The 26,358-nt window shown below is 42.0% G+C and carries 24 protein-coding genes; 17 read left to right on the top strand and 7 right to left on the bottom strand.

The genetic code is table 11. The features are described from left to right. Positions 1-25 precede the first annotated feature (25 nt). The 5 genes from GW828_RS12790 (at position 26) to mutM (ending at position 4,689) form a co-directional block, all read left to right on the top strand. Positions 26-718 carry an energy-coupling factor ABC transporter ATP-binding protein gene (locus GW828_RS12790; RefSeq protein WP_420542433.1) on the top strand — a complete coding sequence of 231 codons (693 nt, stop codon included), beginning with the start codon at positions 26-28 and terminating at the stop codon, positions 716-718. Continuing rightward, positions 702-1,292, top strand: coding sequence for a molybdenum cofactor guanylyltransferase MobA (gene mobA / locus GW828_RS12785; RefSeq protein WP_182698238.1), 591 nt, complete (start codon positions 702-704; stop codon positions 1,290-1,292). The genes GW828_RS12790 and mobA overlap by 17 nt, the downstream gene beginning before the upstream one ends. Positions 1,293-1,310: 18 nt before the next feature. Beyond that, positions 1,311-3,128, top strand: coding sequence for a bifunctional molybdopterin-guanine dinucleotide biosynthesis adaptor protein MobB/molybdopterin molybdotransferase MoeA (locus GW828_RS12780; RefSeq protein ID WP_182698237.1), 1,818 nt, complete (start codon positions 1,311-1,313; stop codon positions 3,126-3,128). A 278-nt stretch (positions 3,129-3,406) separates the two neighbouring features. Next, positions 3,407-3,865, top strand: coding sequence for a hypothetical protein (locus GW828_RS12775; RefSeq protein ID WP_182741151.1), 459 nt, complete (start codon positions 3,407-3,409; stop codon positions 3,863-3,865). 8 nt (positions 3,866-3,873) lie between these two features. Further along, positions 3,874-4,689, top strand: a complete 816-nt coding sequence (mutM, locus tag GW828_RS12770) for a bifunctional DNA-formamidopyrimidine glycosylase/DNA-(apurinic or apyrimidinic site) lyase (protein ID WP_124016702.1) — start codon at positions 3,874-3,876, stop codon at positions 4,687-4,689. A 96-nt stretch (positions 4,690-4,785) separates the two neighbouring features. On the opposite strand, the gene GW828_RS12765 is transcribed toward mutM, so the two are convergent. From GW828_RS12765 to GW828_RS12755, 3 genes are all read right to left on the bottom strand, one after another. Then, entirely contained in the window at positions 4,786-6,285 is a 1,500-nt protein-coding gene (locus GW828_RS12765; RefSeq protein WP_273059586.1) for a capsule assembly Wzi family protein, read from the bottom strand. A 4-nt stretch (positions 6,286-6,289) separates the two neighbouring features. Then, on the bottom strand, positions 6,290-6,796 hold the full coding sequence (coaD, locus tag GW828_RS12760) for a pantetheine-phosphate adenylyltransferase (protein WP_124016700.1): 507 nt from the start codon (positions 6,794-6,796) through the stop codon (positions 6,290-6,292). Positions 6,797-6,900: 104 nt separating this feature from the next. Then, the gene (locus tag GW828_RS12755; RefSeq protein WP_124016699.1) at positions 6,901-7,656 is read right to left on the bottom strand and encodes a glycosyltransferase family 25 protein; all 756 of its coding nucleotides are present in this window, start codon (positions 7,654-7,656) and stop codon (positions 6,901-6,903) included. A 506-nt stretch (positions 7,657-8,162) separates the two neighbouring features. Between GW828_RS12755 and GW828_RS12750 the strand changes: the two genes are divergently transcribed. From GW828_RS12750 to GW828_RS12730, 5 genes are all read left to right on the top strand, one after another. Further along, a complete protein-coding gene (locus GW828_RS12750; protein ID WP_273059583.1) occupies positions 8,163-9,164 on the top strand; it encodes a glycosyltransferase family 9 protein in 1,002 nt (333 codons plus the stop codon). Between the two features lie 52 nt (positions 9,165-9,216). Continuing rightward, entirely contained in the window at positions 9,217-10,170 is a 954-nt protein-coding gene (gene rfaD, locus GW828_RS12745) for an ADP-glyceromanno-heptose 6-epimerase (protein ID WP_182698227.1), read from the top strand. A gap of 46 nt (positions 10,171-10,216) precedes the next feature. Then, on the top strand, positions 10,217-11,062 hold the full coding sequence (locus GW828_RS12740) for a glycosyltransferase (RefSeq protein ID WP_124016696.1): 846 nt from the start codon (positions 10,217-10,219) through the stop codon (positions 11,060-11,062). 92 nt (positions 11,063-11,154) lie between these two features. After that, on the top strand, positions 11,155-11,937 hold the full coding sequence (locus GW828_RS12735) for a glycosyltransferase family 25 protein (RefSeq protein ID WP_182741154.1): 783 nt from the start codon (positions 11,155-11,157) through the stop codon (positions 11,935-11,937). Position 11,938: 1 nt separating this feature from the next. Next, positions 11,939-13,078 (top strand): glycosyltransferase family 9 protein, encoded by a 1,140-nt coding sequence (locus GW828_RS12730; RefSeq protein WP_182741155.1) that lies wholly within the window; start codon positions 11,939-11,941, stop codon positions 13,076-13,078. 66 nt (positions 13,079-13,144) lie between these two features. Here GW828_RS12730 and GW828_RS12725 read toward each other — a convergent pair whose 3' ends face one another. Both GW828_RS12725 and GW828_RS12720 read right to left on the bottom strand, forming a co-directional pair. Then, on the bottom strand, positions 13,145-14,140 hold the full coding sequence (locus tag GW828_RS12725) for a glycosyltransferase family 4 protein (RefSeq protein WP_124016693.1): 996 nt from the start codon (positions 14,138-14,140) through the stop codon (positions 13,145-13,147). Positions 14,141-14,193: 53 nt separating this feature from the next. Then, positions 14,194-15,255, bottom strand: a complete 1,062-nt coding sequence (locus GW828_RS12720; protein WP_182741156.1) for a glycosyltransferase family 9 protein — start codon at positions 15,253-15,255, stop codon at positions 14,194-14,196. Positions 15,256-15,365: 110 nt separating this feature from the next. Between GW828_RS12720 and GW828_RS12715 the strand changes: the two genes are divergently transcribed. Then, positions 15,366-16,094 (top strand): 3-deoxy-D-manno-octulosonic acid kinase, encoded by a 729-nt coding sequence (locus GW828_RS12715; protein WP_273059578.1) that lies wholly within the window; start codon positions 15,366-15,368, stop codon positions 16,092-16,094. 44 nt (positions 16,095-16,138) lie between these two features. Here GW828_RS12715 and waaA read toward each other — a convergent pair whose 3' ends face one another. Next, the gene (gene waaA, locus GW828_RS12710) at positions 16,139-17,401 is read right to left on the bottom strand and encodes a lipid IV(A) 3-deoxy-D-manno-octulosonic acid transferase (RefSeq protein ID WP_182741158.1); all 1,263 of its coding nucleotides are present in this window, start codon (positions 17,399-17,401) and stop codon (positions 16,139-16,141) included. A gap of 117 nt (positions 17,402-17,518) precedes the next feature. Between waaA and GW828_RS12705 the strand changes: the two genes are divergently transcribed. The 5 genes from GW828_RS12705 (at position 17,519) to glpG (ending at position 22,022) form a co-directional block, all read left to right on the top strand. After that, positions 17,519-18,175: a TetR/AcrR family transcriptional regulator gene (locus tag GW828_RS12705; protein WP_124016689.1), complete on the top strand. Its 657-nt coding sequence runs from the start codon at positions 17,519-17,521 to the stop codon at positions 18,173-18,175. Positions 18,176-18,509: 334 nt separating this feature from the next. Next, entirely contained in the window at positions 18,510-19,703 is a 1,194-nt protein-coding gene (locus tag GW828_RS12700) for a glycine C-acetyltransferase (RefSeq protein ID WP_273059576.1), read from the top strand. 24 nt (positions 19,704-19,727) lie between these two features. Continuing rightward, the gene (tdh, locus tag GW828_RS12695; protein ID WP_124016687.1) at positions 19,728-20,753 is read left to right on the top strand and encodes an L-threonine 3-dehydrogenase; all 1,026 of its coding nucleotides are present in this window, start codon (positions 19,728-19,730) and stop codon (positions 20,751-20,753) included. A gap of 112 nt (positions 20,754-20,865) precedes the next feature. After that, complete coding sequence (glpE, locus tag GW828_RS12690) at positions 20,866-21,174, top strand: thiosulfate sulfurtransferase GlpE (protein ID WP_124016686.1); 309 nt, start codon at positions 20,866-20,868, stop codon at positions 21,172-21,174. Then, the gene (gene glpG / locus GW828_RS12685; protein WP_182741159.1) at positions 21,171-22,022 is read left to right on the top strand and encodes a rhomboid family intramembrane serine protease GlpG; all 852 of its coding nucleotides are present in this window, start codon (positions 21,171-21,173) and stop codon (positions 22,020-22,022) included. Before glpE ends, glpG begins: the two co-directional genes overlap by 4 nt. 89 nt (positions 22,023-22,111) lie before the next feature. Here the strand turns inward: glpG and elbB are convergent, their stop codons facing one another. Beyond that, positions 22,112-22,765 carry an isoprenoid biosynthesis glyoxalase ElbB gene (elbB, locus tag GW828_RS12680; RefSeq protein WP_182723160.1) on the bottom strand — a complete coding sequence of 218 codons (654 nt, stop codon included), beginning with the start codon at positions 22,763-22,765 and terminating at the stop codon, positions 22,112-22,114. A 530-nt stretch (positions 22,766-23,295) separates the two neighbouring features. On the opposite strand from elbB, the gene polA reads away from it, so the two are divergent. Next, on the top strand, positions 23,296-26,055 hold the full coding sequence (polA, locus tag GW828_RS12675) for a DNA polymerase I (protein ID WP_273059573.1): 2,760 nt from the start codon (positions 23,296-23,298) through the stop codon (positions 26,053-26,055). Positions 26,056-26,358 lie beyond the last annotated feature (303 nt).

The following is a 26,358-nucleotide window of genomic DNA, read 5'->3' as shown; positions in this document are numbered from 1 at the left end:
AGTCAGTATTGAAGCTAAAGATGTCATGATTAAATTTAATCAAAAGATGTTATTTTGTGCTGATAGACTTAGCTTTAGTCAGGGTGATGTCATTTATCTGCAAGGTGATAATGGCTCAGGTAAATCAACCTTGATGAAGTTACTTGCTGGATTACAGTCCCCTACTAAGGGCCAAATTGAGAGTCATGGCTTTGTGTCCACACCTTGGTGGCGAACTCAGTCCCTTTTAGGTAAAGCAGTCTATTTGCATCAGCATCCTTACCTGTTTGAGGGGTCTGTCAAATACAACTTAACTTATGCCTTAGCTCAACGGTCGTTATCGTCAGAACAACGAAAAAAACGCATTAGCCAAGCGATTCATATGTCTCAATTAACTGACTTGCTTAACCACCATGCCAGCGATTTATCTGGCGGAGAGCGACAACGCCTTGCCATCGCAAGAGCCTGGATTGCTCAACCAAAACTATTAATGCTCGATGAACCGATTTCGAATATGGATAAACACTCGCAGAGTTTAGTGCTTGCGATGATTAATCAATTAAAACAAGATGGCACAGGACTATTAATCAGTAGTCATCAAACCTGTGGCCTGACGGCGTTATGTCATCAATATTGGCACATCAAACAACATACCATTCATACCAGCATGCATGTTCCTACAGTAGAAGAAGTGCATCAGGCTAATACAACGGAATTACATTATGGCACCACAAATTGACGCAGTAATTTTAGCTGGCGGCATGGCTAGGCGCATGGGTGGCAATGACAAAGGCTTAGTGAGTCTTAATGGCCAAGCCATGATTTGCCATACAATTGATAAGCTAAAAAGCCAAGTCGATGGCATTATGATTAATGCTAACCGTAATCAAGAGCAGTATGAACAATGGGGTTACAAAGTCTTTAGCGACCAAGATAGTGGTTATCTAGGGCCGCTTGCTGGAATGGTCACCGCGTTAAAGCAAACTGAAGCAGATTATCTTCTGGTCGTGCCTTGTGATTGCCCAATGTTACCTGATGACTTAGTCGTAAGGTTATTAGCGGCTTTAGAGCAACAGCAGGCCGACCTTGCTGTGGCCAGTGATGGTGAGTATGAACAACCCGTAGTATTACTATTAAAACCTCATCTAGTGACATCGATGCAGGCTTTCTTGGATGCGGGAGAGCGCAAAATTGATTTGTGGTACAAGCAACATAAAGTGGCAGTAGAAAGTTTTGCCGACCAACCCAATGCATTCGTTAACATCAATACACCAGAACAAAAACATCAGTTAGCAAAGCAAATTGCCAAGTAATTTCAGTAGAGGTACTTCATGACAGCATTATTTACCAATCCATTGCCGATCCCCGTTTTAGGTTTTTGTGCATACAGCGGCACTGGGAAAACCACCTTACTGAAACAACTTATTCCGTTATTGAATCAGCGTGGTTTACGTTTGGCAGTCATAAAACATGCTCACCATAATTTTGATGTCGATATTCCAGGTAAAGACAGTTTCGAAATGCGTAAAGCAGGAGCAAAACAAGTCTTAGTGGCGTCGAATATGCGTTGGGCGTTAATGACCGAAGATCCGCTCGATGATGATCCCCAGTTACAACACTTATTGCGTCAAATTGAAGTAGATAAAGTGGATATTGTTTTGGTAGAGGGCTTTAAAAAGTTAGCATTACCTAAAATTGAACTACATCGTGCAGCACATAATAAGCCATTGATCCATATCCATGATGACAATATTGTCGCTATCGCCTGCTGTGATGAGACGACGGTCCCTGCATCTTTAACTCGTTTAGATTTAAACAATGTGGCACAAATTGCTGATTTTGTTCAGCACTACCAACAAAACTGGCAAGCTACAGTCATCAATTTACCGGTTGATGCCAGTAAAGCGGCGAAAATAGACGACACCGCAAACAATAAAAACGGTATTAGTGTATCGCAAGGTGTCGCTGCAGTGTTGGCACAAATTACACCAACCAACCACCCCGAAGTCGTTGACCTGATTGATATTGATAACCATGTGTTAGCACAAGATATTATTTCTGAAATCAATGTGCCGCAGCAAACGAACTCCGCAATGGACGGTTACGCATTTGCCTTTAATAGCATAGCTAACGCCCCCCTCAAAGTTGTCGCTGAAGTGTTAGCAGGACATCACTATCCTAATATTTTACAAGACGGTGAAGCAGTGCGCATTATGACTGGAGCTACCGTGCCACAAGGCGCCGATACGATTCAGGCAATCGAACTGGCAAATGAGCAAAATCAAAAATTAATACTGCTTGAAACAGACAAGATTATCAAAGGCCAACATGTTCGCCTTGCTGGTGAGGATATAGCTCAAGGTCAAGTCGCTTTAGCTGCTGGTACAAGATTAGGTGCTGCAGAACTGGGATTAATGGCCTCACTCGGTTTCCATAGATTACCGGTATTTAAACGCCCAATTGTGGCGGTATTTTCTACCGGTGATGAAGTGAGTCAGCCTGGCGATCAACTAAAAGCTAACTGCATTTATGACGCTAATCGCTACACGATTTTATCTATGGCGAAAAAGCTCGGCTGTCAGGTCATTGATCTCGGTATCATAGATGACAACGAGCAGACACTGACCAATACCCTCATTGATGCCGGAACCAAAGCAGATATTGTGATCAGTTCTGGCGGCGTATCCGTGGGTAATGCCGATTACATTAAAATGGCTCTCGCGAATGTGGGCAATACCCATTTTTGGCGGATTAATATGCGCCCAGGAAGACCGCTTGCGGTGGGTAATATTAATCAAAGTCTCTTTTTTGGCTTACCGGGTAACCCAGTGGCTGTAATGGTGGCTTTTCTACAATTTGTGCAGCCGGCTATTCGTAAAATGGCAGGCGAAGCAAACTGGCTACCGCAATTTATTCCCGCCATTGCCAGCCAACCACTGCGAAGCAAAACAGGTCGCACAGAGTTTTTACGCGGTATTTATACTCTTGGGCCTGATGGCAAAATTCATGTCAGTACAACGGGGGCGCAAGGTTCAGGCATGCTCAGTTCGATGGTCAATGCCAATTGCCTTATCGTCATTGGCGATGACCATGACACTATACCCACTGGTGGATCTGTATTTATTCAGCCATTTGCCGATTTATTGTAACTGAAACTAAACACGTCCCCGATAGTCATTACACTAATATCATGACGTCATGATATTAGTGTAATGACTATCGGGGGAATGCAGTAAAGCAGGTAATTCATTGCTCATCGTTAACCTAAAACCCTATCCGCAACCGTATCAATACTACAACAAAGATTAACTTACGGATGACTCCTGAGGCCGATTCGTTTTTTATCTCCTGGGTGATACACTCAAAAATCAACAGGGCACAATGCTGCTTTAAGATAAATAACATCATCCGATTAAAGGTAATGACTATGGCGCTTTCTCGTAAAAGTTGGAACTATATTATTATTGGGGCCAGTGTATTTATGATTGCCGTACTGTCTTTCATCAATGATAAAACGGCTAGCGTTCCCGCTGATGCTGTGGCTTTATTTGACTCGCAAATGCCTTTGAAGCAATTACACCTCGATGATATATGGCTAAGTCAACAAGATGGTCAATGGCAATGCCACCAGCAAGTACTCAATTGTCAGCAATGGGCCCAATCATGGCAAAACATTAGTGTGTCACCATTAAAAACCGAACCAGAGCATAGCCTTGCAGAGCAGACGCTCACTATTGCGATTAATCATGTTCACACAGCACAACAATGGCGTTATTTTCCAAATGAAGGTCTATTACAATCGTCGAACCAGAATTGGTATCAAGTACCACCCAGTTTACGCGCCGATTTACAGCCTATTCTTGCCGTTCCTTCTCAATCAAAATAAGAGTTTTTATGCCTGAATTACCGGAAGTTGAAGTAACCCGCCTTGGGATCAGTCCTTATCTCATAGACCAAACTGTCAGTGAGCTCATTGTCCGTAATGGATCATTACGCTGGCCAGTGCCTGACGTGGCACAAAATATTGTCGGCCAACGGATTAATAATGTTCGTCGCCGCGCCAAATATCTATTAATCGACACTGATGCGGGCATCACCATAGTGCATTTAGGTATGTCCGGTAGTTTACGTATTTTGCCGCGTAACACCCCGGTAGAAAAGCACGACCATATTGATTTAATCCTCGATAATGGTCGTATGTTGCGATTTAACGACCCGCGACGCTTTGGCGCCTGGCTATGGTACGAATTACCAGAAGAGGCTCATCCATTGCTATCAAAGCTTGGTCCAGAACCATTAAGCCCGCATTTCACACCATTACAATTGCAAGCTGCACTGGCTGGCAAGAAAAAAGCCATTAAGTTATGCCTAATGGATAATCATATCGTAGTGGGAGCAGGTAATATTTATGCTAATGAAGCACTATTTGCAGCAGGGATCCATCCACAAGCTGCCGCTGGGAGTATTGACCTAGAAAGGTTAACCATTCTTGTGGCGGAAGTTAAACAGATTTTGGCTCATGCTATTGAGCAAGGTGGAACAACATTGAAAGATTTCACTAATGCAGATGGTAAGCCAGGATATTTTGCGCAAAAGTTGCATGTTTATGGTCGCGGCGGCGAAACATGTACCAGCTGTGGCAACTTATTAAGCGAGATAAAACTCGGTCAGCGTACTACAGTATTTTGTGGTTTATGCCAGCAACGGTAAATGTCTAGCCACTGCGCCTAGCATTAACCAATAAAAAAGGGAGCCATTCGGCTCCCTTATATCATCAACCTCAACTCGGTTAATAAACCATAACGCTTAAAACTTATACTCGTAAGTTGAAAAAATAGTCCCTTGACTATCATTGGCTTGCACTTCAAATTTGGAATTTGCCACACTGCCGCCTAAGGTCAACATACCGTTAAACGCCGGCAAGCGATATGACAACTCGAGCATCATAATATCTTCTTTTAATGGTTGCGGCGCCCATTCACCGCCACGATTAGCACCATCTTTATTCAATTGAGCGTAACGAATAATTGAGGTAAAACCATGGCTATTGTCGAACTGACCTATTAACCCGAGAGCATAAACATTGGCATCGCTGTCATAGGTACTGCCAAAAGCACGGCCATAATAACGTGAGCCACTTTGGTAAGTTGAATGCTCGTAAAAACAGTTAAACTGGTTTTTATCTTCACCGCAATACACCATAGTATCGGTATATTCGATAAACAATTTGTACTGTTGTTTGGCAAAATTGAAACGCGTGTCAGCACCGACCATTTTGCCGCAATCAACGATTTGCCATGGATCACCTTTAGAATCTTCACAAGTGCGTTCCAGATACAAACCGACAGGCACATTAAACCAGGTATCTGCATAACGGACATCAAAACCCGCCATCTGGTTACCATAGTTTGAACAACCAAATTCATCGACATTATCTGCTCGACAATCGCGCTGACCGGTAATGGATTTAACCGCTGTATTAAAACTACACTCTTGACCTTCACCACAAAACTGCGTAGTCCAAGACAAGCCTATTTCTAACTGTTTAAATGGCTTAATGGCACCACGGAGGTTCCACAATAGGGTATGCGGAGCATAACGATCTTTCTCTGTAACACTTATACCTCCAGTTAAACTCCAATCGCCCATCCATGACAGCCAAGGCGTGTCGAATGCTTGTGAATTATTACGGCTGACCATCAACGATGGCATGGGTCTGGCATTGTTCGATTTATGCAGCGAGGAATCAAATCCTGGTCCCCACCACTGGCCAACACTGCCGGCAGTGACAATCCAATTGCCTAACACCACAGCAATATAAGAATCATCTAAACGGATTTCTTCGTCGTCCGCAGGGTTATAATTTGCAGAGGTGGAAATCTTATAAGCGAAACGCTCACCTGTGTATTCGTGTGAGCCTTGTAATTGGCCCTTTTCACGATAATCAGAGCCAAAATGTTGAAAGCGCGCCTCATCAGATGCAGCAGCCACTTTGATACTGGTGTTACCACGATTACCCACAGCATTCTGGTAGTAAAAGTTAACCCGTGCGAAAGCATCCACTAAGTCAGGGGTTAATATCGAAGACTCAACTTTGGCAAGATCAGCTCCAATACCCGCCCACATCAATGGAAACGTATTAATCGGCGCGCTAATCACACCTGCATCGGCTAAAGCTTGGATATCTGCGCGTAAATAGATATCTGAAGTATCAACCCAGGGCGCAGCTTGAGCATTGGTGTAAACCATCATAGCGCTTACCCCCAATGCGGCGGTAACACTAGCTAAACTAAATCCTTTTATCATGCAATTACTTACCCTTATTCTCAGCTTTAATTTGAGCAACTTTCTGCTTTAATTGTAACGCAATCTGTGGATGAACAAACTGGCTCACATCCCCTCCGTGCAAGGCAACTTCTTTCACTAGCGTAGATGAAATAAATGAATTCTCTTCCGCTGGTGTCAAAAAAACACTTTCAAGATCGGGGCTTAAACGGCGATTCATATTCGCCAATTGGAACTCATATTCAAAATCGGATACCGCACGCAATCCACGCACCAACACGCTCGCATGCTGTTCTTTGGCAAAATCAACCAACAAGCCTGTAAAGCCGACAACTTCAACATTGTCTAAATGTGCCGTCACCAAATTAACTTGAGCGACACGCTCTTCGAGGCTGAAACGAGGTTGCTTAGAAGGATTTGAGGCGATACCAATAATCACGTGTTTAAATAGGCGTGCAGCACGTTCGATTAAATCGGCATGACCGTTGGTCACTGGGTCAAAGGTACCCGGGTAAATTGCTCTTCTATGCATAATATTTCGCCTTTACATCATCTTTATAGTCGCTAGTTTATCTATTTTTTTGGTCAGAATGAATCACTATTAAGTTTACATATTAGCAAGGTAACATGGCTAAATTACTCTTTTTGTATTCTGGGCAATGGCGGCAATTGTTGTTTATATTTTAATAATTCCAGCTCGTATTTCACTTTTTGCCAAATACGCAATAAATGATGACGCTTGGCGTTATTGCGTCGCCCTTGTCGGCTAATATCACTGTCTAAATCGGTCGCGATCACCGGGAAAGGTCTAACAACAAAACAGCGTAATTGTTTTTCATACCAATACTGAATATCAATATCCACAGGACGTGCAATAGGATAGGCCGTAGCTAATAATTTTTCAGCACCAGCCAATGACACGCACTGCCCGCGAGTCGAAGACGGCAGCTTCAAACACGTCGATAAACTAAAACGATCATCAAGCGCTATTGATTGTACAATGCCTTTCTGCTTACGCCCATGGCACAGTTTGATGTAATCCCAATCTGTAGATAAATTATCGATATGCTGTATCACAGTCATCAATGCGGGATCTAAGACAGAATCATCTTCGAGAATTAAGGCATAATCTAATTGCTGATCAATAATCATTTGCCAACATTGCACATGACTGAGGTAACAACCAATTTCACCTAAATTCAGTTTTTTATCGTACTTTTGAAGGTTTGTTTGCGGATCATATACTTTGCTAATGTCGGTAGCGTGTAAATCCTTACCATATACGGCAGAAATACGTTGATATTCGATACCTAACTGTTTGAGTTGATCATCCATGAAGGTAAATCGTTCTGTACTGCTATCTAAATTTATTAGAAAAACTTTAAATTTCATATGCTAATAACCCAAACACCTATTTTAATCATGTTCAACTACTGACGATTAACCCAATAATACTCAGTCGTGATGATATCTGCTGAATAAAGTGGTCGATGCTTCAGTTAGGTTACTTTTGCCAGTGACATTTGATGTAATCCTTTGAATAAGCTTGAAATAACCGTTATTAAATTAGTGGTTATTTGCGTCCTGTCTCTCACATACATTTCACTATTTTGAGAGTGAGAGGTTTGGGAGTATATCACTAATATTATCGCTTTAGTTTGTTGTCAAAAAACTTCTTTATTGTCACCAGATGAGTTAACAATAACAACCGATATTTACTCACCCTCAATACAATTCCTAATGCAAAACGATGAACAAACGGTCTTGAGTTGATATACTTGGCAAAAGCGTTATACCTCAATCATCATGATGGTTAATAGAATCGTTAAAAGTTACACTATAATGAGCCCCATCATCTGATGGAATTAAGTTAATATTTTTATCTTTCAGACACTAATATGAAAAAAATCTTAGTCATCAAACACGATAAAATTGGCGATTTTGTACTGACATGGCCTGCATTCTATCTACTCAAACAAGCCATTCCAGATGCGACAATTGACGTATTTGTTGCCAAAGTAATTACACCTTTTGCCGAAGCATGTCCCTATATTGATAATGCTATTGCTGATTCTGGTGATGACAAGGCTATCGCAGAACATATTGCCAAGCAAAATTACGATGCTGTCATCGTGGCACATTCTGAAATGAGAATGTATAAGCTCTTAAAAAAAATTGATATTCCATACAAGCTAGTGCCGAAACATAATTGGTATCAGTATCTGTATAAACATCGAGCAAATACAGATTACAAAAAAGGTGAAGGTTGTTGGCGTGGCAGCTGTATGTTGATAGAACATTTTTTACACCATCATGGTTATCCTATCCCAAGTTTACCGAAGCAGTATTGGGATATGAGTGAATATAAACCTAAATGGCAGCAATATTATGGCCAACAAGGTGATGAAAAGCTGATTTTTATTCATCCAGGTACCGGTGGTTCTTCGGGCAGTGTTGCAGAAGTCGATCTGGCAAAAATGATCAGCCAAATCAACCGCCTTACCCAAACAGCTTGTCATTTTGTTTTAACCTATAATGGCGATGAATTGGTTTTAGCCCAAAATATTCAAGCGTTACTTGCAGATCAACCTATACGCGTTTCAATAGCGAAACCATTAAGCAGTTTGCGTGATTTTGCCGAATCGCTAGTTGCCGCAGACATGTTTATTGCCGGTTCAACAGGCCCATTGCATATTGCCGGCTTACATAATGTACCGACTGTCGGTTTTTATGCCGGTAGACGATCAGCACCACATATTAGATGGCAAACGTTAACCGAGCCGAGTAAGCGACTCACTTATACGCCGCCAATTGGTAAGAAAACTGGCCGTAATATGTCGCTAATTGACTTTGATCAAGTGTCCCAAGAAATTGCAGATTTTTTGAATAAGTTATCTTAATCGCAATAGGTTCAGCCTGCTCATCTAGAGCACAAATATTGGAAATATTATTATGATAGTGGTTACAGGCGCAGCAGGGTTTATTGGTAGTAATTTAGTTAAACAACTTAATGCCATGGGACGAAATGACATTATTGCCGTTGACGATTTAACCGACGGTACCCAAATGTTTAATTTAGCCGATTGTGAAATCGCCGACTATCTTGATAAAGATGATTTCATCAAGCAAATTCAAGCCGGTGATTTTGATAACGCACTCGAAGTAATCTTCCATCAAGGTGCTTGCTCATCGACCACAGAGTGGGATGGCAAGTTTATGATGGCTAACAACTACGAGTATTCAAAAACTTTATTACATTATAGCCAAGCCAATAACTGTCAATTTATCTATGCTTCTTCGGCCTCGGTATATGGCGGCAGCGAAAAGTTTATTGAGCAACGTGAACTCGAGAAGCCGCTGAATGTCTACGCTTACTCCAAGTTTTTATTCGACCAGTATGTAAGACAACAAAAACTTACCAGCCAGGTAGCTGGTTTACGTTATTTCAATGTCTATGGTCCGCGTGAGCAACATAAAGGCGGTATGGCCAGTGTGGCTTTCCACTTTAATAACCAAATTAATCATAATGGTGTATGTCGTTTATTTGAAGGTGTGGATGGTTATGACAATGGCCAGCAACTTCGTGACTTTGTGTTTGTCGAGGATGTCGTTAAGGTTAATTTATGGCTCTGGCAGAATCCATCAGTATCTGGCATTTATAACTGTGGTACTGGCCAAGCACAAAGCTTCAATGATGTTGCTAATGCTGTGATTGCGTATCATGGTAAAGGACACATTGAGTACATTCCTTTCCCTGATAAGCTTAAAGGTGCCTATCAGAGTTACACTCAGGCTGATTTAACCCAACTAAGAGCCGCCGGTTATCACGCCGAATTTAAAACGGTCGAACAAGCGGTACCAGAGTATTTAAATTGGCTTAAGAGTCAGCACTTTATTGGTCAATAATGACGAGCAACCGTTAAGCTAACTCCTACTTTACTTGGATACAATAATGAAAAAAGCTATCTTCACGCTTGCGATTGGTGATGAAAATCCGATGTACCGAGCGGCACTGCTCAGCTTTGAGCAATATGCACAAAAAGTTGGCGCGGATCTCATTGTATCTAAAGAATTTCATTATCCAATCACGATTACAGATCCTCAACATACCGCCAGCCCTGCATGGACTGAAAAACTGTATATTAAAGAAATTCTGAAACAATATGATCGCGTATTGTATGTCGATGCTGACATTATTATTCAACCCGATGCAGAGAATATCTTTGAGGTTTACGATGACCTGAACACGGTTTATTTGTTTAATGAAGGCGAGCACTTAGAGCGCCAAAGTGTAATTGATAAAATAACCTCAATTATGGGGCCTGTCGATAACTGGCCTGTGGTCAACAATCGCCCAGTGTATTACAACTTAGGTTGTATGCTTATTTCGAAGCAAAACCGATTGTTTGATATTGCTAAACTCGACGATCTGCAACAGCTATGTAACCATATCAAGTATTACGAACAAACATATGTAAACTACTTATTGCACCGAGACGGTCTAAAGCATCAGAATATTTCGCCTAAATTTAATCGCATGGACTTTATGGGGCCAGAGCATTATCGCGATGCCAGTTTTATTCACTACGCTGGCCGAGGCTACAGTAATTCATCGCTCAAGCGAGAAGTAAGATTTGTAAATGACTTTTGCGAGCTATTTAAAGGTCACATCGATGACAACACATTAGATGAAATTAAACAAAGTGGTTGGGATCTGTTTATCAATAAAGCCCAACAACGCTATAAATTACCCAAACCGATTATCAATGCGATAGCAAAGCGTTTTATCACTATTTAATAAAGGGTTATTGACCCTATTCTTAGCGTAATAGGCATTGAGATTTAACCCGTTTAGCAACAAAGTATTCCGTGAAAAAGGCTTAATTATTCATGTTAAAGTACAAAGTGTTTGTTATTAATTTGGCTCGTTCGCAAGAGCGGCTGGCACAAATTGCAGCGCAACTTGCGGCGGTTAACATTCCGTTTGAACGCATTGACGCTGTTGAAGGTAAATTGCTATCAAGCGAAGAAATCGAAGCCGTATCCCCCGCACGTTTAGCCAGACAACATTATTATCGCGATCTCAGTGCTGGTGAAATCGGCTGTAGCTTAAGCCACAAACGAGCGTGGCAAAAAATTATCGACGACGATTTAGACTTAGCCTTTGTATTTGAAGATGATATTCACCTTGAGGCTAACTTTGCCGATACAATCAACATGATCCTCAATCTGCCCACCATGGATTGGGACTTTATTAAGCTATATCCATTGACACGAAAAAGTCGTAAAAATATTCAGTCGTCGGTGCACTATGGTGAATTTGAATTTGTGACCTATAAAAAATTTCCACTTGGGGCAATGGCCCAAGCCATTAGTCGTCGTGGTGCAGAGTCACTGATTAAACATATGCCTTATATTGTTCAACCAGTTGATGGTCATTTAAAATCTTGGTGGAGCCTAGGAATAACGCCTTTTGGCTTGCTGCCTTACTGTATTTCTGTCGACATAGAAGGTCCGTCAGATATTAATCCTGACGGTAACTTAGAAAGAGCACCTCAACGACGTGTGACAAAGTTAATGTTAAATTGGAGCCGGGCATTGATGCGATTTATCGCAACACCTCAGCTGGAAAAACAATTTCGTCAATTCACTCAAGCGTTAAAAAAGGATTAATGTGTCTTCATTAATTAGCCATACACAATTACAAAATGCCCAGCGTATTTTGTATATGACCCACTTAGCCATTGGTGATTTTGTTTACCAGAGTGTCTGGTTAAAAGCCCTAAAAGCTAAGTATCCACATTTGGTTATTGATGTGTGGTTTGATGATTGTCGTAGTCGTCCACAATCGTGGGCAACAGGCCGCAATAAAGTCCTCAATGAATGGATAGACTCACTGGGTATTATCGATAAGACCTACCCCATTGTTGGCGACCTCGCCCAAAGACAAGGCTATATCAGCCAAGCACAATCACTCAATTATGATTTAATTGTATTTATTGGTAAGAATCGCAGTGAGCAGTTCGCAAAAATTGCTCGAAAAATATCAACTTCAGCCTTTGTCGTCGCCTCTAAAAGTAAACCATTGAGTAACCCGATAGCAAAATGGCTGTATTTTAATAATATAAATACCTACTTCAGCTACGATGACATGGTTAAGAGCAGTCAACATATTACCGATTTATATGGCCAATGTTTCGAGCGGGCGTTAGGTCTTACTTGTGGCGATTTAGTCGATGGTCAAAAGCAATTAGTGTTTCATGTTGATGCCATTTATCAACAACAAGCTTGTATACTGATTAACAAGTTAACTGCAAATGACACCAATAAACTGGTGGTGTTTGTAAACCATTTATCCACCGCCGATAAACGTGATTATCCTTTTGCTCAACTTAAACAAGTGATTTTAACTCTCGAACTTCAATATCAAAATCTGGTGTATATTTTCAACTGTCCGCCAGATAAATTGAATGAAGTGACCACTCAAGTTGCTGAAGATAGCGAGCTAAACCATTTAGCGATTACCACATTTACTGCTAAGCAAAACTTCTTTCAATTGCCCGCCTTAATTGCACAAAGCGATATCGTCATTAGCGCTGAAACCGCTACGGCACACTTAGCTGTATGCATGGATAAACCACAAGTGACCATAATGTCGAATGATTTAACCCTATGGCAACCTAAGGGCGACAGTATTATTTTAACCGGTAGCGGCCAAGCTAAATCAATTACACCGCAGCAAATTGTTGATGCATTCACCCAACAGCTAAGGCAACATTATAGTGGCACGCCCAAGCTAGCTGAACGGTTATAATTGGAGTCAATAAAAAAGGCCGAATAGGCCTTTTTTATTGAAACGGTTAACCGTGAATGATGCGAGTTATGACATCAATTCGGTAACAGGCAGTAAATCTAATAAACTCTGGGTAGCATAAGGAGCAGCCTGATTTAAATATTCACCGTTAAGTACCTTGTCGTACATGGCTTGATACTGTTGCGCCATCACATCGGCATTAAACACATCCCTTGCCACTTGGTGACACACTTTACGATCAAAACGATCTAGGTGCTTCAGTGCATCCACCATCTCATTATAATCTGTCGTCAGAAGTCCCATTTCAGGTTGGGTGATAATCTCAGGTAAAGACCCAAAGGGTGTTCCAATAACTGGCGTACCTAAAAACAGGCTTTCGGTTATCGCCAAGCCAAAGGGTTCATGCCATCTCACTGGAAATAATAACGCTTGTGATTGCTTAATAATCGTAAATTTATCATCGCCACCCACCATGCCTTTAAAGTCGATATTCATATCAAGGTTAAAGTAGCCTTTTTTACCAAACTCAAATCGTTTACCGCCCAATACCGCTAATTTATGACCCGCTTTTTTAGCAATCTTAGCGGCGCCAGTCATGTTTTTATGACGAACCGTCGCTTTACCCAAAAAGTGAACATAGTTACTGTTAGATTCAAAGCTAGGTTGGCCATACTCAGACCAATCTAGGCCATTGTAAACATAGCAATCGCTGTGATGATTATTAGCATGACGCTGGGAGATAAAAATAGTGTTGCGATCATATTGTTTCGCTTTATCTGCATTGGCGTGTTCAGTGCACACAAACGGCTTATCTAATTCGCCAGTAAAGGCGCAATGAAAATGCACCACATCAGGCCAATCAGTAATCTGTTGATTAAATGATTTTCTCTTATCGTACAACAAGGTTCCTTCAGGCCTAATATCATGTGGGCGCATCAAAAACTTAACTTCGTGACCTTGCTGTTTTTGAGCGGTAGCCAATGACCATACCACGCGCTCAGTACCGCCAAACTTAAACGCCGGAAACGGTCCTCGGCAAAGTAGTACATGTAAGATTTTCATTTAACCTTTCCATATTGAATATGTCACCGAACAGAATAATCGCTGATCTTCTATCAGCGTAAACCAGCAGCTGAAACTGTGTATTGCTCTGCGCAAAACTGTTTGAAGGAGGCAATAACCTCATCAACCTCTATTATTGCCATTAAATGCTCGCCTTTAGCGCGCGTGCCCCAGTTTACATCTCCTTCAACCTGTTGCTTTATGACTTGGTCATAAACAGACACGGTATAATCTCGATAAAAATAGGGGCCCGTTCGCCCGGGATTAGAATGAGCATATAAACCAATAACCGGAGTACCTTGAGTCACCGCCATATGTAATGGCCCGGTATCTGGTGCAAGCACTATTGTCGCTTGCTTTAACACCGCAAGCAGTTGCGTAAGCGATGTCTTGCCCACTTGATTATCAAAGGGCTGCTGACTATGAGATTGAATCACATCTGCTAAGGTTTGTTCTAGCGCGCTTGGGCCGCCACACAGCATCACTCGGTAACCTTGATCAATGGCGTAATCGGCTACTGCAGCGTAACGCTCTGGCAGCCAATTACGCTCTGCTTTACTGGCAGCAGCACAAATCACCAACACCTTATCATCACCCACGAGCCGTTTAGCAAAATCAGTATCGGCTTGAGGTACCGGAATATTCCAGCTTGGGGTTAAGTCTTCTACGCCAATGGCATTAGCAAAGCCCATAAAACCATCTAATACATGCGGCGTGGCCAAGGGCTCAACGGCATGATTGGTAACCAACCATTGACCTTCTTTGGCTCTTGCTTTATCAAATCCGACCCGCACTCGGGCCTTAATCATTAACGATGCTATGGTTGCACGCAAGGCAACTTGCATGTGCAGCAACACATCAAAACGCTGACCATGTAAATCACGACGTAACTGAACATAACTACGCCAGCCCTTAGACTTATCGAAAATAACAAACTCAATGCCAGGTAAGTGTTTAAGTAACTGATATTCGATCTTGCCAATAACCCAAGTGATACTCAGATCGGGATACTGTTTTTGAATAGCCTGTACCATAGCTACAGCGTGGCAAACATCACCAATAGCAGATAAACGCAGTAAACATAATGAACGTATCGCACTAAAGTCAGCTTTCATTGATTATCCAATATGCTTAAATGAAGAAGTAAGACGGTGGAGGCAAGTAAGTGATCTTAAGGTATAATGTTATTTCGATCCACAATCTCGCCAATGCTATTGATAATTAGATGCAAATAAAAACCACTCAACTTGGCCATATTGCCTGGTGTGAAACTACAGCCCAACAACTGGAACCTCACGACTTTGCCGTAGAGGCTTGGCAACAAAGAAATGCCATTGTCGGTCAATCTAAGGGGCGTTATACCACCTGGTTTGTCAAAACCGATAACTTGGATTCGCCGCAAACATGGGTGTTACGTCATTACTGGCGTGGTGGGATGATGGAAAAGTTGAGCCGTGATGCCTATCTTTATACTGGCCTACAACATACTCGCGCTGTGGCTGAATTAGCCATACTGGAAACCTTATATCAAGAAGGCTTTGCTGTTCCACGTCCAATAGCAGCGAATGTTGAGCGCTTTGGTTTATGGTATCGGGCCGACATCATCATTGAACATGTCGCGGGATCAAACGATTTAGTGGCGCATTTACGCCATAAGCCAATGACAGAAGCACAATGGTATTTACTCGGTGAAACCATTGCCAAATTTCATCTGCGTGGGGTGTATCATGCAGATCTAAATGCTAAAAATATCCTACTGGCTCAAGGGAAATTCTATCTAATTGATTTTGATAGAGGTGAATTACGTCAACCACAAGCCAGCTGGCAACAAGCCAATCTGCAGCGGTTACTACGTTCTTTTAAAAAAGAACTCACCAAACTCGCTACACTGCAATTTAATCAACAGCACTGGCAGCAATTACTTAAAGGTTATCAAAGCGTTAATCCTATCTAAACCAAGTCATCGTCTGGCCTTGTCATACGATTAACCGTTCAAGATTAAACGATAAGTTGATTGATCAATGTAAACTGCTTTAATAAGGCACCACGATTTTGCTCAACCACTGCAAGAGCGGCAAAAGACGCCGATTGATATAGGGGGTTATCTGTGAACTTATGTTGTAACTCTTGGGCTAACTGTTCTGCAGAAGTAATGCAGCTTAATGCTCCGGCATCTGCGAGTAATTGCGTAATCTCAGCAAAATCCCAATGATTGGGACCAACATACACAGGTAGCCCCATGGCCGCAGGTTCAAGCGGGTTATGACCACCATTATTAATCAGTGTCCCGCCAACAAATGCCTGATCAGCTGTACCATATAGCATAACCAGTTCCCCCATAGTGTCACCAAGTAACACTTGAGTTTGCCCATTCACTTCATCATGCATACTGCGTCTAGCTAAGGTTAATCCAGACTGAGTAATCGTAATCGCGGCTAAGTTGAATTGCTCAGGATGTCGGGGTGCCATGATCAATAATGCATCTGGAAAATAACTCAGTAGCTGCTTATGGGCACTTAACATTGCCTCAAACTCCCCAGGATGAACACTTCCGGCAACCCAAATAGGTGAATTAACACGATGCCATTGATCTCGAAGCGTATTGGCTTGCTGTTTTTTAATGGGATCAATCGTGAGATCAAACTTCAAACTGCCACACACCTGTAGGCGTTCAGCTTCCACTCCCAGATGAATAAACCGCTCTGCTTCAACCTGAGTTTGAACAGTAATCAACTTGAGTTTATTTAACATAGGTACTGCTAAACGACGCTTTTTAGCGTATTTATCGGCTGATTTTTGCGACAACCGTGCATTGGCTAAAATCACAGTCACTTGTTGCCGCGCGGCAAAGTGGACTAAGTTAGGCCATAACTCGGTCTCCATGATAATGCATACTTTGGGCTGTAATTGGCGGAGAAATTTTTTAATCGCATAAGAAAAATCAAATGGTAGATAACAATGCTGTACCTTATCGCCAAATGCTTTTACCACCTCTGCAGACCCCGTTGGGCTGGTAGTGGTGACGGTAAATAAATAATCTGGGTGCGCTGCCATAAGCTGCTTAATCAAGGGAATCGCCGCCAGGGTTTCCCCCATAGACACGCTGTGGATCAATACATCAGTTTGCTCTAGTTTGGCCAAGCCAAAACGTTCAGACCAACGACGACGGTAATCGACACTTTTTATTGCCCGAAATGCAAGATAGAGCACCACCAGCGGAAACAATAAATACAGAAATAAAGAATAAAAAATACGGTTCATGGAAGAAGAGTCATCGATTTTTGCTTGTCAGATGAGCACAATGTTAACATACTCATACTAAGTCGGCTTAAGCAATTATTTGACCGATAATAAGCTAATAATGAATATGGAAATCAAATGAAAACCCGCGATAAAATTATTTTTGCCAGCTTAGAGTTATTTAATGAACATGGTGAGCGTAGCATTACGACTAACCATATTGCCGCTCACTTAAGTATTAGTCCGGGTAATTTGTATTATCACTTCCGCAATAAAGAAGACATTATCAATTCGATTTTTAGTTTATATGAAAGTCATTTAGAGTCAGGCTTTAAGCCTTATGATGATGTGCCTATTACGATTGAGTTATTAATGGGTTACTTTGATGCCATGTTCTACACCTTATGGCAGTTCAGGTTTATGTATGCCAACCTAGCTGATATTTTAAGCCGTGATGAAGCACTTAAAAAACGCTATTTACATGCTCAACAACAAGTTCTTAATCGTTCAAGCGATGTGCTTCGCAAACTCAAAAAAGACGGTTTCCTCGATGTCGATGATAATAAAGTCACTGCGCTTGCCGATACCATTAAAATGATGGTCAGCTTCTGGATCAGCTATCAATTAACCCAATCCAGCACATCAACTATCACTAAAGCCACTCTGTATGATGGACTATTGCGAGTTTTGATGATTTTTCAGGCTTATTCTACGCCTACGTCAAGTGCAACATTTTGCCGTTTAGAACAACATTATTTAGATATAGCCAGCCAAGAGCGCCATAACGCTGCGTAACCAAATACTGACATTCTCGCTCATCTCATATCCATAACACACCTTCCAATCCGCAAGTAACCGACTACAATTGAGTCGGTTACTTGCGGATGATGTTGGACGGATGCATCCACTTCCCCACCATCGTAATCAACCATGTTAATGATTAGTTTTTTTAATGTGAATATATCAGTAGCCCTAAACTAACTCATGTTGGTCTGACGACTAAAAAAAACGCTGTAGAGCGGCAAAAATAAAGGTTAGAATGCCAACAACTCCAGAACACCCTGTCATTTATCGCGGTGTTTACTGCGTGATTTGGATAAGCATAATAACCATATTTAGGAGAACACAGGTGGCATCTACCTCTTTTTACGACCGAATTAATCAGCAAATTGTCGATGTAAAAGCCGATGGTTTATACAAGAATGAACGCGTCATTGCTTCCGCTCAACAAACTGCCATCCAAGTTAATAGTGAAGAAGTGATTAACTTCTGCGCCAATAACTATTTAGGTCTAGCCAATCATCCGGATCTTATTGCAGCAGCAAAAGCAGGTTTAGACAGTCATGGTTTTGGTATGGCTTCGGTACGATTCATTTGCGGTACTCAAGATATTCATAAGCAATTAGAAGCTAGCCTAAGTGAATTTTTAGGCATGGAAGACACTATTTTATATTCATCTTGCTTCGATGCTAACGCGGGTTTATTTGAAACCCTATTAGATGCAGAAGATGCGATTATATCTGATGCGCTTAACCATGCTTCAATCATTGATGGCGTGCGTTTGTGTAAGGCTAAGCGTTTTCGTTACGCCAACAACGATATGGCCGACTTAGAAACTCAGCTTATTGCCGCCCAAGCTGCTGGTGCACGCAACATTTTGATCGCCACTGACGGTGTATTCTCAATGGATGGCGTAATCGCTAACCTTCAAGGTGTGTGTGATCTAGCCGATAAGTATGGCGCATTGGTGATGGTCGATGACTCTCATGCCGTAGGCTTTATCGGTCAAAATGGCCGTGGAACCCATGAATACTGTAATGTTATGGATCGTGTCGACATTATTACCGGTACATTAGGTAAAGCCTTAGGTGGTGCATCGGGTGGTTTTACTGCAGCGAAGAAAGAAGTGGTTGAATGGTTACGTCAACGCTCGCGCCCTTACCTGTTTTCAAACTCATTAGCGCCTTCTATTGTTAGTGCATCAATTTGTGTGCTTGAAATGCTAAAAACCGGTCAAGACTTGCGTGAAGCCGTATGGGAAAACAGTCGTTATTTCCGTGAGCAAATGTCAGCAGCAGGTTTTACCTTAGGTGGTGCAGACCATGCCATTATTCCGGTTATGATTGGCGATGCGAAATTGGCAGGTGACTTTTCAAACCGTTTGTTGCAAGAACACATTTACGTGGTTGGATTCTCGTTTCCTGTAGTGCCTAAAGGCCAAGCGCGTATTCGCACCCAAATGTCTGCGGCACACACCCGCGAGCAACTTGATCATGCAATTGGTGCCTTTACCCGTATTGGTAAAGAAATGGGCATTATCTAATTCCAGACAACATAGGTCATTAACATGAAAGCATTAAGTAAGTTAAAGCCTGAAGAAGGCATCTGGATGGTCGATGCACCAAAACCAGAAATGGGTCACAACGACCTACTGATTAAAATTCGTAAAACGGCTATTTGTGGCACTGACGTCCATATCTACAACTGGGATGAATGGTCACAAAAAACCATTCCTGTACCTATGATTGCTGGCCATGAATATGTCGGTGAAGTTGTCAGTATGGGTCAGGAAGTTCGCGGTTTCAGTATTGGCGATCGCGTATCGGGTGAAGGTCATATTACTTGTGGCCATTGCCGTAACTGTCGTGCAGGCCGTACTCACTTATGTCGTAACACTTCAGGTGTTGGCGTGAACCGTGACGGCGCATTTGCCGAATATTTAGTGCTACCTGCATTTAACGCTTTCAAGATCCCGGCTGATATTCCAGATGATTTAGCGGCTATATTCGATCCTTTCGGTAACGCTGTACATACCGCATTATCATTTGATTTAGTCGGTGAGGACGTATTAATTACCGGCGCTGGTCCTATTGGTATTATGGCTGCTGCTGTGTGTAAACATGTCGGAGCACGTCATGTCGTGATCACTGATGTAAACGAATACCGACTTGATCTTGCTCGTAAAATGGGTGCTACCCGCGCAGTGAATGTCGCCACAGAAAGTCTTAAAGATGTGATGAAAGAGCTTGGCATGACAGAAGGCTTTGACGTCGGTTTAGAAATGTCAGGTGTGCCATCGGCATTCCATGCCATGTTAGACACGATGAACCATGGTGGTAAAATTGCCATGCTAGGTATTCCTGGTGGCGAAATGGCTATTGATTGGAGCAAAATCATTTTTAAAGGTTTGATCATCAAAGGCATTTATGGCCGTGAAATGTTCGAAACTTGGTATAAAATGGCCAGTTTAATCCAATCTGGCTTAGATTTATCTCCGATCATTACTCATCACTTTAATATTGATGATTTCCAGAAAGGCTTTGATGCAATGCGCTCAGGTCAGTCTGGCAAGGTTATCCTGAGCTGGGATTAATTATTATTAACATCTAGCATATCCACACTAACAAGGGGTTGTATTTATACAACCCCTTGTTGCAGACTGATACTAAGTCAAACGCTATGCGTACATTTTTATAGGTAATAACATGTCTGGTTTTAAACATCTGTCGATTAATGAGCTTATCCATATGTCCTCCGAATCTAACGACATACAAGTTGTTGATATTCGTGATGCTGCTAGTTTTACCGCTGCTCACATTGAAGGTTCAACCAATCTAACCAATGAAAATCTAGCAACCTTTATTGCCGATGCTGATATGGACAAACCTTTGGTCGTAGTGTGCTATCACGGCATGAGTAGCCAAAGTGCGGCCAACTACTTAAATGAGCAAGGTTTTGATGATGTTTACAGCCTAGATGGCGGCTTCAGCGCTTGGAGCTTAGCTCACTCATGATAGAAATTGGCCAACTTCCTAATGCACGTGCAGCACAAGCATTTATTGACTACCTTAAAGGGTTAAATATTCAATGCAATGCTGTTTCTCATGCTGAGGGTGTTGGCCTAGCGATCACCAATCCTGCTGATGAAGTTCAAGCCCGCGCCGAGTTACTTGAGTTTGCTAAAAACCCTCACGACAGCAAGTATTTGCAGGCATCTTGGGATAACGGCGCTACCGATACTAAATTTGACTACGGCCCGGGAGCTAAAGGCCTAATTCAACAGTTTATGACAGGTGCAGGCCCACTCACATTAGTATGTTTTTTTGCATGTGTGGCCGTTTTTGCTGCTATGAACCTTGGTTTTGCTAATGATACCTTTACTAAATTATCTTTTTTCGGCGCCGTAGCTGATAGTGATTTAAGCCAAATATGGCGAGTCTTCACCCCTAGCCTAATGCACTTTTCTGCTATGCATATTATCTTTAATTTACTTTGGTGGTGGTATTTAGGCGGTAAAATTGAGACCAATTTAGGTACTCGACCATTATTATTTTTATTAATCGTCGCGGGTACGTTACCCAATATTGTGCAGTTTTACATGACAGGGCCTAATTTTGGCGGGCTGTCTGGCGTCGTTTATGCTGTGGTGGGTTACACTTGGTTAATGGGGATCCGTAAACCCAATTGTGGTATTAATTTACCGCAATCTTATATGGGGTTTATGATGGTTTGGCTCGTTCTTGGCTTTACGGATGTGCTGGGAATGCCTATTGCAAATGGTGCCCATATTGCAGGGCTTTGTGTTGGTTTGGCTCAAGCATTATTTGATAGCAAAAAATCACCAGCCGCGAAAACGAACTAACACTCTTGCAGGATGAATAAAAAAATGCCACCAAGGGTGGCATTTTTTATTCATCCGCTCACATGTAAGATATATGTCACGCCTAATCGTTAAGCCATTTCAAGCACTTTTGTAACCAGTTTCTCAATACCTATGTGCGCCTCTAAAATCGAGGTTGCTAACATATAGGCTGGCGTGCTGACGATTTTATTGGCCTCATCAACCACAATATCTTCCACTTGTGCATCTTTATGTTTACCTCCCATTTCATTAAATGCATGCGCGGTATCAGAATCAGTTCCAATAGTACCGACAGCTCCTTTGCCATAAATATTGGGGATCATCACAGGTGAAACACACACAAAACCCACCGGTTTATGAGCTAAAGCGAATTCACGAATAAAGTTCTCTACAATAGGCTGAATATGGCAATGACTGCCCGTGGTGGCAAAGTTTGATAAATTTTTAGCCGCACCAAAGCCACCAGGGATCACCAAAGCATCAAATTGACTGACCTCTAAGGCATTAGCATTAAGCACTTCACCACGGGCAATTCGTGCCGACTCAACCAAAACATTACGACTTTCGTCGTTATTGACCTCACCGGTTAAATGATTCACTACGTGCATTTGAGTAATATCTGGCGCAAAACATTGATATGTCGCCCCCGCTTGGGTTATCGCCAGAAGCGTTAATACCGCTTCGTGAATTTCAGTTCCATCAAATACCCCACAGCCACTCAGTAAAACAGCAACCTTTTTCATGACACTCTCCTTCATCTTTTAAGTGACAATACAAAAAATACAACAAAAAACTAACAAAACGGTTGATCTGATTAAAAATCGTGCTAACTTAGAGCGTCGAATTTAGTAGATGCGCTTTTTTTAGTCACAAAACATCACTAAATTTGCGAGTGACTTAACTGACATCAATAAAAAAGTCCACAAAATAGTAATATTTATTAAAATTAATATTTAGCTCACAAAAATAAAAATAAATTAAAAAAATCAACTAGTTACCGATTTCGTTTCAAGCCGTAAGAAAATCTATCCAACAAGGTTGACTATTCCACTCACAGACTTATCCACAGGCTGGGAGCTTTTTTCGTGGCTGATTTTCTACTTTCTGAGATATTTGCACCGATAAAGTCCCACTAAATGCACGACTTGTCATACGTCAAGATTATTTAGCGTCATTTTGGATAAATAACTGACAATCTCACAAGCATCTTGAGGTGCTGTGGGTATAATGTCATCCTATTAGTCTCGCAAAATAATGAACACGAATATTAATTATGCCAACGATTCCCAATAACCCGCTCATCCTAGTTGATGGCTCATCTTATCTTTATCGCGCTTATTATTCGCCGCCTCATTTAACCAATTCAAAAGGTGAAGCGACTGGTGCGGTTTATGGCGTCGTTAATATGCTTCGCAGTTTATTAAGCCGCTATAGTCCGAGTCATATTGCGGTGGTTTTCGATGCCAAAGGCAAAACCTTCCGTAACGATATGTACGGCGAATATAAAGCCCAGCGTCCACCTATGCCTGATGATCTGCGTACTCAAATCGAACCATTGCACAAAATCATCCATGCGATGGGCTTACCACTGATCAGCATTTCTGGTGTCGAAGCCGACGATGTTATCGGTACCATCGCCCTGCAAGCGAGTAAAGAAGGCCGAGCAACCTTAATCAGTACCGGCGATAAAGACATGGCGCAACTCGTCAATGAGCATGTCACGTTAATCAATACTATGACAGACACCATTATGGGACCGGAAGAGGTCAAGACTAAATACGGTGTCCATCCAGATAGAATAATCGACTTTTTAGCACTCATGGGCGACAAGTCAGATAATATTCCAGGTTTACCTGGCGTCGGCGAGAAAACCGCGCTGGCTATGCTGCTTGGTGTGGGAAGTGTAGAGAAGATTTTAGCGGATCCACAAAGCGTCATTGAAGTGGGCTTTCGAGGCTCAAAAACCATGCCGACTAAAATTATCGACAATGCCGATATGCTAAGACTGTCTTACGAGTTGGCCACCATCAAAACTGATGTCAAACTTGAACAAGACTGGCATGAACTCACAGTTAAGCCACAAGATCGAGATGAACTGATTAAATGCTTTGGTGAAATGGAGTTCAAGCGTTGGTTAGCAGAAGTATTAGATAACAAGCAACCTCGCGGCACAGTTAGCGACAAAGATAGCGATGAAGACATCACGGTATCACCGACCATTGAAGCAGAATATGAAACTATTCTGACGATGGAAGCACTCGACAAATGGATCGAACAGCTCAATAGCGCTGAACTGATTGCAATTGATACTGAAACAACTAGCCTCAATTACATGGAAGCTGAACTTGTGGGTTTATCATTTGCCACTGAAGCAGGTAAAGCAGCTTATTTACCATTAGCACATGATTACCTTGATGCACCGCAACAAATTGATAAAACCAGTGCACTTGAAAAACTGCGTCCTATTCTTGAAAGCGATACACCGCAGAAAGTAGGCCAAAATCTCAAATATGACATGAGTATTTTAGCCAATGTTGGTATTACCCTAAAAGGTGTCCGCTTTGACACCATGCTCGAATCCTATGTATTTAACTCAATAGCATCACGTCATGACATGGACGGATTAGCGCTTAAATATCTTGGCCATAAAAATATCAGTTTTGAAGAAGTCGCAGGCAAAGGCGCAAAGCAACTGACTTTTAATCAAGTTGATTTAGATATTGCTGGACCATATGCCGCTGAAGATGCCGATATTACCCTGCGTTTACATCAACACTTATGGCCAAGACTGGAAAAAGAACCCAAACTGGCCAGTGTCTTTGATGAGTTAGAGCTACCGTTAATTCAAGTACTGTCAGACGTTGAACGCCAAGGTGTCCTTATCGACTCAATGTTACTGAGCCAACAAAGTGGTGAGTTAGCCAAAAAACTGGATGATTTAGAAAACAAAGCCTACGAAATAGCCGAAGAGAAGTTTAACTTAGCCTCACCAAAGCAACTACAGACACTATTTTTTGAAAAACTAGGTTACCCAATAAAGAAAAAGACTCCTAAGGGTGCACCATCAACTGCTGAAGACGTATTAGTCGAGCTAGCACTTGATTATCCTTTACCTAAAGTTATTCTCGAGCATCGCAGCCTAGCAAAACTAAAAAGTACTTATACCGATAAACTGCCGCTAATGGTTAATGCCATAACTGGCAGGGTTCACACTAGCTATCATCAAGCGAATGCCGCAACAGGCCGCTTGTCATCAAGTGAGCCGAACTTACAAAATATTCCTATCCGTACCGAAGAAGGCCGCCGTATTCGCCAAGCCTTTATCGCTCCTGCGGGTCGAAAAATTTTAGCTGCCGATTATTCACAAATCGAACTGCGTATCATGGCTCATTTATCTCAAGATGAAGGCTTACTGACCGCTTTTGCTGAAGGTAAAGATATTCATAAAGCCACTGCAGCCGAAGTATTTGGGGTGCATTTTGAAGAAGTCACGACCGAGCAACGTCGCCGCGCCAAAGCGGTTAACTTTGGTTTAATTTATGGCATGTCTGCATTTGGTTTAGCTAAGCAATTAGATATTCCACGCAACGAAGCACAAACCTACATAGACACGTATTTTGCTCGCTATCCTGGTGTGCTTAAGTATATGGAAGAAACCCGCGCCATTGCTGCTGAATTGGGTTATGTTTCGACCTTATTTGGCCGTCGTTTATATTTACCTGAAATCAACGATCGCAATGCCATGCGCCGCCAAGCCGCTGAGCGAGCAGCGATTAATGCTCCCATGCAAGGGACTGCAGCAGACATAATCAAAAAAGCCATGATTGCTATCCACCAGTGGATTAACCAAGATACTCAAGGTGAAATTACCCTGATCATGCAAGTACACGATGAATTAGTGTTTGAAGTGGATGAAGCTCAAGCAGAAACACTCAAAACCAAAGTGTGCGATTTAATGGCACAAGCAGCATCATTAGATGTGACCTTGTTAGCAGAGGCAGGTATTGGCGACAATTGGGATGAAGCCCACTAAATCGTAGTTTGATAGGTTTGCATTGCATAAGATAAATAACCTAAGTTGCTAAAACATAAAATGCCGTATTCATTGGAATACGGCATTTTTATTGGCCAAACGTTTCAGCGGCTACGCTTTTCAACATTTGTAGACCTTAAGCGCATAACCTACACCCCAAATCAACCTAATAAACACAACATTTTCGTCGACACAGTTAACAAAGCTGCATTAATTTGTTGCCAAACTCACAGTTATTGTATCTTTATATGAAAAACAGTTTTTCATTTTAAGGCGGATACGGTATTATATTCGTTGTAGGGT

This window comes from Shewanella vesiculosa, from assembly GCF_009994065.1.
Lineage (GTDB): Bacteria > Pseudomonadota > Gammaproteobacteria > Enterobacterales > Shewanellaceae > Shewanella > Shewanella vesiculosa.
Note: the sequence above shows the minus strand (reverse complement) of the source record. Positions and strands in the feature narration are given on the sequence as shown.

Bases quoted from the DNA above. Each gene is read 5' to 3' on its own strand.
- rfaD (WP_182698227.1), top strand. From the start codon at position 9,217: ATGATAGTGGTTACAGGCGCAGCAGGGTTTATTGGTAGTAATTTAGTT.
- GW828_RS12775 (WP_182741151.1), top strand. From the start codon at position 3,407: ATGGCGCTTTCTCGTAAAAGTTGGAACTATATTATTATTGGGGCCAGT.
- GW828_RS12720 (WP_182741156.1), bottom strand. From the start codon at position 15,255: ATGAAAGCTGACTTTAGTGCGATACGTTCATTATGTTTACTGCGTTTA.
- GW828_RS12705 (WP_124016689.1), top strand. From the start codon at position 17,519: ATGAAAACCCGCGATAAAATTATTTTTGCCAGCTTAGAGTTATTTAAT.
- waaA (WP_182741158.1), bottom strand. From the start codon at position 17,401: ATGAACCGTATTTTTTATTCTTTATTTCTGTATTTATTGTTTCCGCTG.
- GW828_RS12780 (WP_182698237.1), top strand. From the start codon at position 1,311: ATGACAGCATTATTTACCAATCCATTGCCGATCCCCGTTTTAGGTTTT.
- GW828_RS12715 (WP_273059578.1), top strand. From the start codon at position 15,366: ATGCAAATAAAAACCACTCAACTTGGCCATATTGCCTGGTGTGAAACT.
- tdh (WP_124016687.1), top strand. From the start codon at position 19,728: ATGAAAGCATTAAGTAAGTTAAAGCCTGAAGAAGGCATCTGGATGGTC.
- glpG (WP_182741159.1), top strand. From the start codon at position 21,171: ATGATAGAAATTGGCCAACTTCCTAATGCACGTGCAGCACAAGCATTT.
- GW828_RS12790 (WP_420542433.1), top strand. From the start codon at position 26: ATGATTAAATTTAATCAAAAGATGTTATTTTGTGCTGATAGACTTAGC.
- coaD (WP_124016700.1), bottom strand. From the start codon at position 6,796: ATGCATAGAAGAGCAATTTACCCGGGTACCTTTGACCCAGTGACCAAC.
- GW828_RS12740 (WP_124016696.1), top strand. From the start codon at position 10,217: ATGAAAAAAGCTATCTTCACGCTTGCGATTGGTGATGAAAATCCGATG.
- GW828_RS12765 (WP_273059586.1), bottom strand. From the start codon at position 6,285: ATGATAAAAGGATTTAGTTTAGCTAGTGTTACCGCCGCATTGGGGGTA.
- GW828_RS12725 (WP_124016693.1), bottom strand. From the start codon at position 14,140: ATGAAAATCTTACATGTACTACTTTGCCGAGGACCGTTTCCGGCGTTT.
- glpE (WP_124016686.1), top strand. From the start codon at position 20,866: ATGTCTGGTTTTAAACATCTGTCGATTAATGAGCTTATCCATATGTCC.
- mobA (WP_182698238.1), top strand. From the start codon at position 702: ATGGCACCACAAATTGACGCAGTAATTTTAGCTGGCGGCATGGCTAGG.
- mutM (WP_124016702.1), top strand. From the start codon at position 3,874: ATGCCTGAATTACCGGAAGTTGAAGTAACCCGCCTTGGGATCAGTCCT.
- GW828_RS12735 (WP_182741154.1), top strand. From the start codon at position 11,155: ATGTTAAAGTACAAAGTGTTTGTTATTAATTTGGCTCGTTCGCAAGAG.
- elbB (WP_182723160.1), bottom strand. From the start codon at position 22,765: ATGAAAAAGGTTGCTGTTTTACTGAGTGGCTGTGGGGTATTTGATGGA.
- GW828_RS12750 (WP_273059583.1), top strand. From the start codon at position 8,163: ATGAAAAAAATCTTAGTCATCAAACACGATAAAATTGGCGATTTTGTA.
- polA (WP_273059573.1), top strand. From the start codon at position 23,296: ATGCCAACGATTCCCAATAACCCGCTCATCCTAGTTGATGGCTCATCT.
- GW828_RS12755 (WP_124016699.1), bottom strand. From the start codon at position 7,656: ATGAAATTTAAAGTTTTTCTAATAAATTTAGATAGCAGTACAGAACGA.